Raw genomic sequence first — 12,622 nt, forward strand, 5'->3', positions numbered from 1 at the left:
GGGGCTGCGGCGCCCCGTGCACGACCGCGGCAGATCCGGTCGCCGATTCGGGCCCGCTACTCCTCACCGCGTAGTAGCGTGCGACGCGCCAGGTGGCCGACGCACCCTCCCGTCGCCGCGGTCCGTCGTCGACCCCCGTGAGGAGCACCACGCACCGTGGTCCGCCGTTACGTCTTCCCCAGCCTGCGACTGCTCGTCTGGGCGGTGATCGCCGTCGCGCTCGTGAAGATCGCGTTCGCGGGCGCCGACGTCAGCACCCAGGCCACCGGCGAGCAGCCCACCGGGCGCGTCGTCGAGCCGACCGTCGAGGCGACCACGGGCAGCATCACCAACACCGTGAAGGTCACCGCCTCGGTCGCCGCGGACCCGCCGGTCGCCGTCCGCGCCACGCTCGCCGGCACGGTGTCGAAGCTGCTCGCGACGGACGGCCAGCACGTCGACGCCGGCACACCCGTCCTCGAGATCCGCCAGGAGACCCCGCGCGACCCGCTCACCAGGACCGACCCCGAGACGGGCGAGACCACGGTGACCGAGCGCGCCCCCAAGGTCGTCCTCGAGAAGGTCACGGCACCGGTCGCGGGCACGCTGTCCCTGCCGACCCTCAAGGACCAGGTCGTGTCGGTCGGCGACACGCTCGGCAACGTCGCCCCCGGGTCGCTGTCGGTCACCGGCACGCTCACGCCCGACCAGCAGTACCGCCTCGTCGGCGCGCCGACCGAGGCCCAGGTCACCCTCAAGGGCGGCCCCGCACCGTTCGTGTGCACGCAGCTGCGCGTCGGCGCCGCCGCGCCGCCGCCGGGCGCCGACCCCGCCGAGCCGGGCACGGACGGCGCGTCGGCGTCGGGCACCGTGACGTGCGCGGTGCCCGCGGACGTCACGGCGTTCCCCGGCCTCGGCGCCGACCTCGAGATCGTCAACGGCACCGCGGCGGACGCGGTCGTCGTCCCCGTCACGGCGGTCCAGGGCACCGTCCAGCGCGGGAACGTGTGGGTCGTCGCGTCGCCCGACGCCGAGCCCGAGCAGCGCAGCGTGGGCCTCGGCCTGACCGACGGCGAGGTCGTCCAGATCACCGAGGGCCTCGCCCTCGGTGACCAGGTGCTGCAGTTCGTGCCGGTCCCCGTGGGCGACGACGAGGTCGACTGCGGCGACCCGGCCCGGTACGACCCGGCGGTGTGCGGCGGATGAGCCTGCTCGAGCTCACCGGGGTGACCCGGTCCGTGCGGCTGCCCGACGACCGTCTGCTCGAGATCCTGCGGGGCGTCACGCTCACGGTCGGGGCGGGCGAGCACGTCGCCGTCGTCGGACGTTCGGGCACCGGCAAGTCGACCCTGCTCAACATCCTCGGCCTGCTCGACGCGCCCACGGACGGCGAGTACCGCCTCGAGGGCGTCCCGATCGGGCGGCTGTCCGGCAGGGAGCGCACGCGCCGCCGGGGGCGCGACTTCGGGTTCGTGTTCCAGCAGTTCAACCTGCTGCCCGGTCGTACCGCGCTGGAGAACGTCGCGGCACCGCTGATGTACGCGCCGGGACGGCAGTTCTGGCGGCGCCGGACGATCGCCGCGCAGATGCTCGAGCGCGTCGGGCTCGGCGACCGCCTGGACACCCTGCCCGAGAAGCTGTCGGGCGGCGAGCAGCAGCGCGTCGCCATCGCCCGCGCGCTCGTCCGCGGACCGCGCGTGATCCTCGCCGACGAGCCGACCGGCGCGCTGGACGTCGAGACGGGCCAGGAGGTCATGGCGCTGCTCGACGAGATCGCGTCGATCACCGGTGCGGCGCTCGTCACCATCACGCACGACCTGGCGGTGGCGGCCCGCGCGCAGCGCCACTACCGGCTCGCCGAGGGCGTCCTGGTGCCCGTCGACCTGCACGGCGCGGCGCACGAGTGGGTGGGCGACGTGCCGACCATGCCGGGGACGCGCCGGCTCCCCGGCGCCGCCGTGCCCGAGATCGGCCCCTCCGTCCCCGCGCAGGTGCAGCCGTGACCGGGGTCGTCGGCGCGATCGTCGAGGCCTGGGACGAGCTGCGGCTGCACAAGCTGCGGGTCCTGCTCGCACTCGTCGGCGTGGCCGTCGCGGTCGCCGCGATCACCGCCGTGACGGCGGCGGTCCAGATGCTCACGCAGGGCTACGCCGAGACCCTGGAACGCGACTCGGGCCGGCAGGTGACCCTCGGGGTCGACGCGTGGCCGCAGTCCGAGCAGGCGGCGGCGCCGACCGAGCTCGACGCCGCGTACGCGCGCGCCCTCGAGCGCTACGACATCACGTGGGCCTCGCGCGACTGGTACACCCAGGTCCCGTTCCGCTTCCCCGACGGCACCCGGCGCGTCGACGTGCGGGCCGTGGACCCCGACCTCGCGGTCATGCAGCGCATCTCGGTCGAGGACGGGCGGTGGTTCGCCGACGCCGACGCCGACGCGTTCGCCCCCGTACTCGTCGTCAACCCGGCGTTCCTCGCCGCGCTCGGCCTCGACGACCTCGCAGGCCACCCGACCGTCCTGCTCGGCGACGACCACCCCGTGCGCGCAGCGATCGTCGGGGTGACGCCGCAGCGCTGGCAGGGCGAGACGCCGCAGGCCATGGTGCTGTACGAGCAGCTCGTGCGCTGGTACGTGCCGGCCGGGACCACCGGCCCGGGCCAGCCCGCGCCGACCCTCAAGGTGTGGGTGCCGCCCGAGGTCGCCGGCGACCTGTCCGACCGGCTGGCGCGCGACGTCGCAGCCGTGCTCCCCGGGTGGCAGGTCAGCGTGTGGGACAACCGCGGGTCCGGGTACAGCGCGCTCGACGGCGCTGCGCGGTGGGTCGCGCTCGGGGTCGGGGGCATCGCCCTGCTGCTCGGCGGCCTGGGCCTCGTGAACATCGCCCTCGTGACCGTGCGCCACCGGATCCGTGAGATCGGGATCCGTCGGTCGTTCGGGGCGACGTCCGGGCGCATCTTCTTCGGCGTGCTCATGGAGTCGGTGGTCGCGACCCTCGTGGCCGGTCTCGTGGGCATCGTGCTCGCGGTCGCGATCATCAAGAACGTGCCCGTCGACGTGCTGTTCGGCGGGGGCGTCCAGGACCGTCCGCCGTTCCCCGTGTCGGCCGCGCTGATCGGCTTGGTGTGCGCGACGGGTGTCGGGGCGCTGGCCGGGCTCATCCCCGCCACGGTCGCCGTGCGCGTCAAGGTGATCGACGCGATCCGCTACTGACGGGGGCCCCGGACACCCGTCTCGGGGATGCCAACCCCGGCCTCGCTCTCATACCGCAGAATGACCACCCCGCAACCGGGGCTTCGCTAGGGTCGCCGTGACGCCCGTCGCGGGCGTCGGTGACCGAGTGCCCGATCCCCGCTCGTCGCGACCCCTTCCGAGAGGCCCACCGATGCGTCGTACCACCGTCCTGCCCGTCGCCGCCGCGATCGCGGCCCTCGTCCTCGCGGGCTGCACGAGCGGGGACTCGTCGCCGTCGGACGCCGAGACGGGCCCCCTGACCGCCTTCTTCGAGAAGATCGGGGGCTCCTACGACCAGGACGAGGCGACCGAGCAGCAGCGCCGGGCCGAGGAGATCGTCGCCGCGTGCATGAGCGAGCAGGGCTTCGAGTACGCCCCGAACGTCCCGCAGACCGGGTCGCAGGGCGTCATGGGCGGCGAGGACGCGCCCGACTGGGAGTCGCGCGAGTTCGCGGAGCAGTACGGCTACGGCGCGTCGACGAGCGACGAGCTGTTCGGCGGCGCCACGAGCGGCGAGGAGCAGGTCGACCCCAACGCCGACTACGTCGCCGGCATGTCCGAGGGCGAGCAGACCGCGTTCTACGAGGCGCTGTACGGCGCGGCCCCCGAGGTCGACCCCGACGCCGACCCCGAGGCGGAGGCCGAGTACGAGTACAACTGGGAGGAGGCCGGGTGCCAGGGCAAGGCCCAGCACGAGGTCTACGAGGAGAACCAGCTCTGGGACGACCCGGCGATGAAGCAGCTCAGCGACGAGATGAGCGCCGAGTACGAGAACATGGCCGACGACCCGAAGCTCCGTGAGGCGCAGGAGAAGTGGGCCTCGTGCCTCGCCGACGCCGGCTACGACTTCGCGACGCCCGACGAGGCACGGCAGAGCGTCTACGACGAGCTCAGCGGCCTGTACGACTCGGTCGCACCGCCGGAGGGTGCCACCGACGAGGAGCTCGCGAACTTCGACTACCAGCCCGACGCCACGAAGATGGCCGAGCTGAAGAAGAAGGAGATCGCGCTCGCGACCGCGGACTGGACGTGCAAGGACTCCGCCGGGTACGCCGACGCCCTGAAGGCGGCCAACCTCGCGCTGGAGAAGCGCATGTGGGACAAGTACGGCGCCCAGCTCCAGGCGATCGCCGACAAGCAGACCGCGTCGAAGTGACGCGCCGCGCCGAGCAGAAGAGTTCATCGTGAGCACGGTCTCGAGCCATGTCAGCGGCGGCCGCCGCACCATCGTCGCCATGGCCGTCGTCGCCGTGGTGTGCCTCGCGGCGGGCCTCGGGCTGTCCCGCCTGATCGTGTCGCCCGGGCAGGCGGCCGCCAACGCCGCCGCCCCCACGGCCGGGCCCATCACGGTCCCCGTCGAGAGCCGCGTCATCGGCAACGAGGTGGTCCTGCGCGGCGACGTCGGCTACGACGACCCGGTCGACCTCACGGTCGAGGTCGGCGACCTCGGCGGCCCGGCCGTCGTCACCGGTCAGGTCAAGGAGGTCGGCGCGACGGTCGACCCCGCCACGGTGGTGCTCGAGGTCGCGGGTCGCCCCGTGATCGCCCTGCCCGGCGACCTGCCCACGTACCGCACGCTGCGCGCAGGGGTCTCCGGGCCCGACGTGCAGCAGCTCAAGGCCGCGCTGCGCGCGGTCGGGATCGACGGCGGCGACCCGGGGGGTGCGACCTACGACTCGACCACCGCCGCCGGTGTGCGCGCCCTGTACCAGAAGGTCGGCTACGAGGCCCCCACCGGCGGCGAGGAGGTCACGGGCGCCGTGCGCGCCGCGCAGGAGGCGGTGACCAGCGCGGAGGCCGGCGTGCGCACGGCGCAGTCGGCGCTCGCGAGCGCGGGCAGGGGCGGCGCCGCGGGGCAGTCGGTCGCCCAGCTCGACGGCGCCGTGCGGGTGGCCGAGGCCGAGCTGACGTTCCTGCGCCAGGAGTGCGCGAAGCCTCCCGTGCCCGCGACGCCCGAAGGCGCCGAGCCCGGGCCGCAGTACCGGGACCCGTCGGTGGCGAGCTGCGCGGCCCCCGCGTTCGTCGCCGCCGAGTCCGCGCTCGGCACGGCGCGGGCCGAGCGCGCCGCGCTCGACGTCGCGCCGGACACCACCGCCGAGCGGGACGCGGTGCGGTCGGCGCAGGACCAGCTCAAGGCCGCGCGCGACGCGCTCGCCGAGGCGCAGACCGACGCGCTGACCCCGCTCCCGGCCAACGAGGTCGTGTACCTGCCGTCGCTGCCGCGGCGCGTCGACGCGGTCTCGGTCGAGCGCGGCGGGGTCGTCCAGGGCAAGTTCATGAGCGTGTCCGGCGCGACGGTGCAGGTCACGGCGAGCGCGTCGCGCGCCGACGCCGAGCTCCTCACGCCCGGCACGGTCGGCACCATGAGCGTCGACGGCACCGACGTCCCCGTGACGGTCGCCGAGGTCACGGAGCCCGACGCGAAGCCGGACGCCGCGTCGGGCGCCGGGTCCGACGACGGCGCGAAGGCCCCCGCGGGCGACCGCCGCCGGGTCGTCTTCACGGTCGGCGAGCTCACGCCCGAGCAGCTCACGTCGATCCAGGGCAGCAACGTGCGCGTGCGCGTGCCCGTCAGCTCGACCGACGGCGAGGTCCTCGCGGTCCCGCTCGCGGCGCTCACCGCGGGACCGGGCGGCGAGAGCCGGATCGAGGTCATGGCGGACGGCACGAGCACGCTCGTCGAGGTGACCACCGGCCTCGCGGCCTCGGGGTTCGTCGAGATCAGCGACGCGAAGCAGCCGCTGAAGGCGGGCGACCTCGTCGTCGTGGGCGTGAGCGCCGCGTCCGACGGCGACGGTGACGGGTCGGACGAGTCCGGGGAGGACGCGTGACGGTCCTGGACCTGCTCGGCGACGCGCCCCCGGAGTCGCCGTCCGAGGTCCCGCCGGTCGTCGAGCTGCGCGGCGTGACGCGCCAGTTCCCCGGCGACCCGCCCGTGCACGCCCTGCACCCGGCCGACCTGCGCGTCGGCGCCGGTGAGTACCTGTCGGTCGTGGGGCCCTCGGGGTCCGGGAAGTCGACGCTGCTCAACCTGCTGGGCCTGCTGGACCGGCCGTCGGACGGCGAGTACCTGCTCGACGGCATCCCGACGGCGCACGCGGGCGAACGCGAGCGGGCGGCGCTGCGGGCCGGGCACATCGGTTTCGTCTTCCAGGCGTTCCACCTGCTGCCGCACCGCTCGGTGCTGGAGAACGTGCTGCTCGCGACCATCTACAGCGGTGTGCCGCGCGCGGAGCGCCGCGACCGCGCCGTCGCCGCGCTCGAACGCGTCGGACTGTCCCACCGCCTCGACTTCCCGCCGACGGTGCTGTCGGGCGGCGAGCGCCAGCGCACCGCCGTCGCACGCGCCGTGGTGTCGCAGCCGCGCGTGCTCCTCGCGGACGAGCCGACCGGCAACCTTGACTCGGAGAGCTCGGAGGCGGTGCTCGAGCTGTTCGACGAGCTGCACGCCGGTGGCCTCACGCTGCTCGTCATCACGCACGAGGACGACGTGTCGGCACGTGCGCAGCGGCGCGTCCGCATCGCCGACGGGCACCTGCGGGAGATCGCATGACTGCCGTCGCGCAGCGCGTGCCCCGCACCGACCGGTTCGGCCCGCGCGACCTGCTCGCCGAGGCGGCGGCCGGCATCGGCGCCCGGCCGGGCCGTCTGGTCCTCACGATCCTCGGCACGGTGCTCGGCATCGCGTCGGTCGTCGTGACGGTCGGGCTCGCGCAGACCGCCGCCGGGCAGATCAACAAGCAGTTCGACGCCGTGGCCGCGACGCAGGCCGTCGCGAAGCCGGCCACGAACCGCGGGTTCGACGGCAACGCGCGCTCGCTCGCTCCGCTGCCGTGGGACGCACCCGACCGGGCCGAGCGGCTCAACGGCGTCGACGCCGCCGCGCTCGTCGCCGAGGTCGACGCCGGCGACCGGGACGTCACCGCCGTGCCCGTGCACGACCCCTCGGCGGCGCGGGTCACGAGCCCCACGCTGCTGGCGACGACCGCGCACGCGCTCGACGCCCTCGACGGGCGGGTCGTGCAGGGCCGCTTCTTCGACGAGGGCCACGACGCGCGCGGCGACCGCGTCGTCGTGCTCGGCGTCGACGCGGCGCAGCGCCTGGGGGTGAGCCGGGTCGACCGCCAGCCGTCGATCTTCATCGGCGACCGCGCCTACCAGGTGATCGGCGTGGTGGACGGCATGGTGCGCCGCACCGACATGCGGTCGGCCGTGGTCCTGCCGATGGGCACCGCACGCACCGACCTGGGTCTCACGTCGGCGCAGGAGCTGCACCTGCACATCGCGGTGGCCGCCGGCCCCGTGGTGGCGTCCCAGCTGCCGACCGCGCTGAACCCGAACTCTCCGGAGACGGTGACGGTCCAGGCGCCGCCGTCGACGTCGTCGGTCCGCCAGAGCGTCCAGGCGGACATCAACACGATCTTCCTGGCCCTGGGTGCCGTCGCCCTCCTCATCGGCGGGGTGGGCATCGCGAACGTCACGCTGCTGTCGGTGCTCGAACGGGTCGGCGAGATCGGCCTGCGCCGCGCGCTGGGGGCGACGCGGCGGCAGATCGCCGCGCAGTTCATGGTCGAGTCCGTGGTGGTCGGGCTGCTCGGCGGCATGGTCGGCGCGGCGCTCGGCGTCGCGGCCGTGACGACCGTGTCCGCCGTGCAGAGCTGGACCCCGATCCTCGACCTGCGCATGGTCGGCGTCGCCGCCCTCGCGGGCGGGTTCATCGGCCTGCTGGCGGGGCTCTACCCGTCGCTCAAGGCCGCGTCGATCGAGCCGATCTCGGCGCTGCGCGGCGGGGTCTGACGGACCCCTCCGCCTCGCGACGACGGCGGTCCGCGGACCTGGTCCGCGGGCCGCCGTCGCGTGCGGTCAGAGCGCGTACTCCGCGACGAGCGGGGCGTGGTCGGAGAACCGGGCGTCGTACGTCGCGGCACGGTCGACCGTCACCGTGCGTGCGAGCTCCGCGAGCGCCGGCGTCGCCAGCTGGTAGTCGATGCGCCAGCCCGCGTCGTTGTCGAACGCCTGCCCGCGCCACGACCACCACGTGAACGGCCCGGGGCCGTCGCCACCGTGCTCGCGACCGAGGTCGCGCCACCCGAGGTCGTCGAACCAGCGGTCGAGGTAGGCGCGCTCCTCGGGCAGGAAGCCCGCCTTCTTGACGTTGCCGCGCCAGTTCTTGATGTCGACCTCGCGGTGCGCGATGTTCACGTCGCCCGCAACCACCGCGAGCCGACCGTCGGCCGTCAGCTCGGCGAGCCGCGCGGTGACGTGCTCGAGGAACGCGAACTTCTCGTCCATCGACGGCGTCCCGACCGTCCCGGAGTGCAGGTACGCCGACACGACCGTCAGCGTCCGGGCGGGTGTCCCGTCCTCCCCCGCGACCTCGAGGTCGGCCTCGACCCACCGGCCGGCGTCCCCGGTGACACCCGTGCCGAGCCCGATCCGCACGGCGCTCATGGGCAGCCGGGTCGCGATCGCGACGCCCGCCCGCCCCTTGGCGTGGCCGGCCTCGTGCGCGAGGTGCCACTCGTCGGGCGAGAGGTGGTCGGCGAGGATCTCGTCGCTGCCGCGCACCTCCTGCAGCAGCAGCACGTCCGGCTTGCGGACGTCGAGCCATTCCCCCATGCCGCGCCGGAACGCGGCGCGGATCCCGTTGACGTTGACCGTGGCGACTGTCAGCACGCGGCCATCCTGCCCCACGCCACCGACACCGCCGGCGGCCCCCGGGGCGGTCGTGGCGGGTCTCACTCCCCCGCGTAGGCGGCCTCGAGCGCGGCGACGTCGAGCTTCGTCATCTGCAGCATCGCCTGCGTCGCGCGCTGCACGCCCGCGGCGTCGGGGCGACCCATGATGTCGTCGAGCGCGCGCGGGACGACCTGCCACGAGACGCCGAAGCGGTCCTTGAGCCAGCCGCACGGACCGTGCGACCCGCCGTCGGCGGCCAGCGCGTCCCAGTAGCGGTCGACCTCCTCCTGCGTGTCGACCGCGAGGACGAACGAGAACGCCTCGTCGAGCGTGAAGGACGGCCCCGCGGTCAGCACGGTGACGGCGTGCCCGTCGAGCTCGAGCTCGACGACGAACGGTGCGCCGGGCTCGACGTCGGGCACGCCCTGCGCCGCGTGGACGACGCGGGTGATGCGCGAGTTCGGGACGACGGACACCCAGAACTCGGCGGCCTCGGCCCCGCGCTCGGGGAACCACAGGTGGGTGCGGATCGCGGTCATGGTCGGCTCCTCGTCGCGTGCGGGTGGACGACGGGGCAGACCCGCGGCACGCGCCGAACTCATCGCCGCCCGAGCTCGTCACCGCCCGGCCGCGCCGCAGCACCGGCACCGCTCCCCCGGGCTCGCGCCGCACCGGCACCGGACGCGACGAGGCCCGGACGCTCGCGCGTCCGGGCCTCGTGCCGGCGGTCGTTCAGCCGGCCTGGCGCTCGGCGGTGTCGACGACGTTCTGCAGCAGCATCGCGCGCGTCATGGGCCCGACGCCCCCGGGGTTGGGGCTGACCCACGACGCGACGTCCCAGACGTCGGGCGCGACGTCACCGACGACGCGGCTCTTGCCGGTCTCCGGGTCGGTGGCGCGCGAGACGCCCACGTCGACGACCGCGGCACCGGGCTTCACCATGTCGGCCGTGACGATGCCGGGCACGCCCGCGGCCGCGACGACGACGTCCGCGTGGCGCGTGTGCGCCGCGAGGTCGGCCGTGCCGGTGTGCGTGAGCGTGACGGTCGCGTTGATCGCGCGACGCGTGAGCAGCAGCCCGATCGAGCGGCCGACGGTCACGCCGCGCCCGACGACGACCACGTCGGCCCCCGCGAGCGGGACGCCGTGCCGCTCGAGGAGCTCGACGATGCCGGCCGGCGTGCACGGCAGCGGCGAGTCGATCTCCTCGTTGACGCGCAGCACGAGCCGGCCCAGGTTCGTCGGGTGCAGGCCGTCGGCGTCCTTGGCCGGGTCCACGAGCTCGAGCACGCGGTGCGTGTCGATGCCCTTCGGCAGCGGCAGCTGCACGATGAACCCGGTGCACGCGGGGTCGTCGTTGAGGCGGCGCACGGCGGCCTCGATGTCGGCCTGCGTGGCGTCGGCGGGCAGGTCCTCGCGGATCGAGGCGATGCCGACCTCGGCGCAGTCCTTGTGCTTGCCGTTGACGTACCAGCGCGAGCCGGGGTCGTCGCCGACGAGCAGGGTGCCGAGCCCGGGCACCACGCCGCGCGCGGCGAGCGCCGCGACGCGCGTGGTGAGCTCGGCCTTGAGGGCGGCCGCGGTCGCGGTGCCGTCGAGCTTCTGAGCGGTCATCGGGGCCCCCGCTCAGTACTGCTTCAGGCCGGGGTACAGCGGGAACGCCTCGGTGAGCTTGCGCACGCGGGCGCGCAGCGCCTCGACGTCGGCCGCGGAGCCGCCGACGAGCGCCTCGGCGATGATGTCGGCGACCTCGGTGAACTCCTCGTCGCCGAAGCCGCGGGTCGCGAGCGCCGGGGTGCCGACGCGCAGGCCCGAGGTGGTCATCGGCGGGCGCGGGTCGTTCGGGACCGCGTTGCGGTTCACCGTGATGCCGACCTCGTGCAGGAGGTCCTCGGCCTGCTTGCCGTCCAGGGGCGACTCGCGCAGGTCGACCAGCACGAGGTGGACGTCGGTGCCGCCGGAGCGCACCGCGACGCCCGCGTCCTTCGCGTCCTGCCGGCCCAGGCGCTCGGCGATGATCCGCGCGCCGCGCAGCGTGCGCTCCTGCCGGTCGCGGAACTCCGGGGTGCCGGCGATCTTGAAGGCCGTCGCCTTCGCCGCGATGACGTGCATGAGCGGGCCGCCCTGCTGGCCGGGGAAGACCGCGGAGTTGATCTTCTTGGCCAGGTCGGGGTCGTTGGTGAGGATGAAGCCCGAGCGGGGGCCGCCGATCGTCTTGTGCACGGTCGAGGACACGACGTGCGCGTGCGGCACGGGGCTGGGGTGCACGCCCGCGGCCACGAGGCCCGCGAAGTGCGCCATGTCGACCCACAGGTAGGCGCCGACCTCGTCGGCGATCGCGCGGAACGCGGCGAAGTCGAGCTGGCGGGGGTACGCGGACCAGCCCGCGATGATGACCTTGGGCCGGTGCTCGAGTGCCAGGCGGCGGACCTCGTCCATGTCCACGAGGGACGTCTCGGGGTCCACGCCGTAGGCGACGATGTCGTACAGGCGGCCGGAGAAGTTGATCTTCATGCCGTGCGTGAGGTGGCCGCCCTGGTCGAGGGCCAGGCCGAGGATCGTGTCGCCGGGGCGTGCGATGGCGTGCAGCACCGCCGCGTTCGCGGTGGCGCCCGAGTGGGGCTGGACGTTCGCGAACTCCGCGCCGAACAGGGCCTTGGCCCGCTCGATCGCGATGGTCTCGGCGACGTCGACCTCCTCGCAGCCGCCGTAGTAGCGGCGGCCCGGGTAGCCCTCGGCGTACTTGTTGGTGAGCACCGAGCCCTGCGCCTGCAGGACCGCGAGCGGCACGAAGTTCTCGGACGCGATCATCTCGAGGGTGCCCTGCTGGCGGGCCAGCTCGCGGTCGAGGACGGCGGCGATCTCGGGGTCGAGGTCGGCGATGTTCTGGTCCAGCACGTTGTCGCTCATGCGCGGTGCTCTCCTGTCGCAGTCAACTGTGCGGGTCGCTCCCGGCGCACCCGCACACCGATGGGTGTGGGGTGACCGTGGGGCCCAGGCGTCCGACCCGTCGGTCCAGCTGCTGCGTCGCTCCCCGGTGGTGACCCACCCTGCTGCGCCAGTCGCGACCGGGACAGCGTAGCAACCGTGCGCGCCGCGGGGCACGGCCGTCCGGGCGTCGGTCGGCGGGGCTCAGCCGGTGCAGACCCGCACGGGGTGCTCCAGACGCGGCGTGCGGGTGACGCCGTCGGCTCCGGTGCGGGTGACCTCGACGACGAACGTGAGGTCGCCGCACCACTCGCCGTCGGCCCCCGTCCAGCCCGACGCGAGGTCGAGGTCGGGGGTCCCGATCTCGCCCCGCAGGTCGCCCTGGGCGGCGTCCTCCGCCCACCCGACGCCCCCGAGCGGAGGCACGAGAGTCCCGTCGTCGGGCCGGTCGGCGCGCCGCAGGTCGGCCCCGACCCAGCTCACGCGCTCGTCGGCCGCGCAGGCGGGGTCGACGTCGATGCGGATCGACGTCGTCGCGAGCGCGACGTCCGTCCAGCGCGCGACGACGGGCCCGCGGCGCACGGACCACGACATCTCGGCCGGGACCGTGACGGTCGCGCACGGGTCCTGGTCCCGCGGCTCGAGGACGACCGAGCGGTGCCCCGCGGTCGCCGGGGCGATCGGCGCGAGCAGCGCGACGCCCGCCACCACCACCACGGCGACGCCTGCCGCGACGACACGTCGACGCCTCATGCCCGCCCCCCTCGCGTCCGCCCCTCGTCGGGCGCGGACCACGCTAGCGGGCGG

At 74.7% G+C, this 12,622-nt stretch carries 12 protein-coding genes and 1 riboswitch; of the genes, 7 read left to right on the plus strand and 5 right to left on the minus strand.

All coding sequences use genetic code 11. From position 1 onward, the window contains the following. Nucleotides 1–156: 156 nt before the first annotated feature. The 7 genes from GY42_RS07530 (at nucleotide 157) to GY42_RS07560 (ending at nucleotide 8,005) form a co-directional block, all read left to right on the plus strand. Nucleotides 157–1,185, plus strand: a complete 1,029-nt coding sequence (locus GY42_RS07530) for a secretion protein HlyD (RefSeq protein ID WP_046528866.1) — start codon at nucleotides 157–159, stop codon at nucleotides 1,183–1,185. After that, nucleotides 1,182–1,982: an ABC transporter ATP-binding protein gene (locus tag GY42_RS07535; RefSeq protein ID WP_046530685.1), complete on the plus strand. Its 801-nt coding sequence runs from the start codon at nucleotides 1,182–1,184 to the stop codon at nucleotides 1,980–1,982. Before GY42_RS07530 ends, GY42_RS07535 begins: the two co-directional genes overlap by 4 nt. Then, on the plus strand, nucleotides 1,979–3,187 hold the full coding sequence (locus GY42_RS07540; RefSeq protein WP_046528867.1) for an ABC transporter permease: 1,209 nt from the start codon (nucleotides 1,979–1,981) through the stop codon (nucleotides 3,185–3,187). Before GY42_RS07535 ends, GY42_RS07540 begins: the two co-directional genes overlap by 4 nt. Before the next feature lie 172 nt (nucleotides 3,188–3,359). Then, the gene (locus GY42_RS07545) at nucleotides 3,360–4,364 is read left to right on the plus strand and encodes a hypothetical protein (RefSeq protein ID WP_046528868.1); all 1,005 of its coding nucleotides are present in this window, start codon (nucleotides 3,360–3,362) and stop codon (nucleotides 4,362–4,364) included. A gap of 28 nt (nucleotides 4,365–4,392) precedes the next feature. Next, a complete protein-coding gene (locus tag GY42_RS07550; RefSeq protein ID WP_236686745.1) occupies nucleotides 4,393–6,039 on the plus strand; it encodes a hypothetical protein in 1,647 nt (548 codons plus the stop codon). Beyond that, nucleotides 6,036–6,761, plus strand: coding sequence for an ABC transporter ATP-binding protein (locus tag GY42_RS07555; protein ID WP_082131404.1), 726 nt, complete (start codon nucleotides 6,036–6,038; stop codon nucleotides 6,759–6,761). The genes GY42_RS07550 and GY42_RS07555 overlap by 4 nt, the downstream gene beginning before the upstream one ends. Beyond that, nucleotides 6,758–8,005, plus strand: a complete 1,248-nt coding sequence (locus GY42_RS07560; protein ID WP_046528870.1) for an ABC transporter permease — start codon at nucleotides 6,758–6,760, stop codon at nucleotides 8,003–8,005. The genes GY42_RS07555 and GY42_RS07560 overlap by 4 nt, the downstream gene beginning before the upstream one ends. A 66-nt stretch (nucleotides 8,006–8,071) precedes the next feature. Here GY42_RS07560 and GY42_RS07565 read toward each other — a convergent pair whose 3' ends face one another. From GY42_RS07565 to GY42_RS07585, 5 genes are all read right to left on the minus strand, one after another. Continuing rightward, a complete protein-coding gene (locus tag GY42_RS07565; protein ID WP_046528871.1) occupies nucleotides 8,072–8,884 on the minus strand; it encodes an exodeoxyribonuclease III in 813 nt (270 codons plus the stop codon). Between the two features lie 62 nt (nucleotides 8,885–8,946). Further along, nucleotides 8,947–9,426, minus strand: coding sequence for a VOC family protein (locus GY42_RS07570; protein WP_046528872.1), 480 nt, complete (start codon nucleotides 9,424–9,426; stop codon nucleotides 8,947–8,949). A gap of 193 nt (nucleotides 9,427–9,619) precedes the next feature. Further along, complete coding sequence (locus GY42_RS07575; RefSeq protein ID WP_046528873.1) at nucleotides 9,620–10,501, minus strand: bifunctional methylenetetrahydrofolate dehydrogenase/methenyltetrahydrofolate cyclohydrolase; 882 nt, start codon at nucleotides 10,499–10,501, stop codon at nucleotides 9,620–9,622. A gap of 12 nt (nucleotides 10,502–10,513) precedes the next feature. After that, nucleotides 10,514–11,797 carry a serine hydroxymethyltransferase gene (glyA, locus tag GY42_RS07580; protein WP_046528874.1) on the minus strand — a complete coding sequence of 428 codons (1,284 nt, stop codon included), beginning with the start codon at nucleotides 11,795–11,797 and terminating at the stop codon, nucleotides 10,514–10,516. Between the two features lie 75 nt (nucleotides 11,798–11,872). Next, nucleotides 11,873–11,963, minus strand: a riboswitch (ZMP/ZTP riboswitch). 56 nt (nucleotides 11,964–12,019) lie between these two features. Further along, nucleotides 12,020–12,568, minus strand: coding sequence for a hypothetical protein (locus GY42_RS07585; RefSeq protein WP_152667240.1), 549 nt, complete (start codon nucleotides 12,566–12,568; stop codon nucleotides 12,020–12,022). Nucleotides 12,569–12,622: the final 54 nt, after the last annotated feature.

This window comes from Cellulomonas sp. FA1 (assembly GCF_000986825.1).
GTDB lineage: Bacteria > Actinomycetota > Actinomycetes > Actinomycetales > Cellulomonadaceae > Cellulomonas > Cellulomonas iranensis.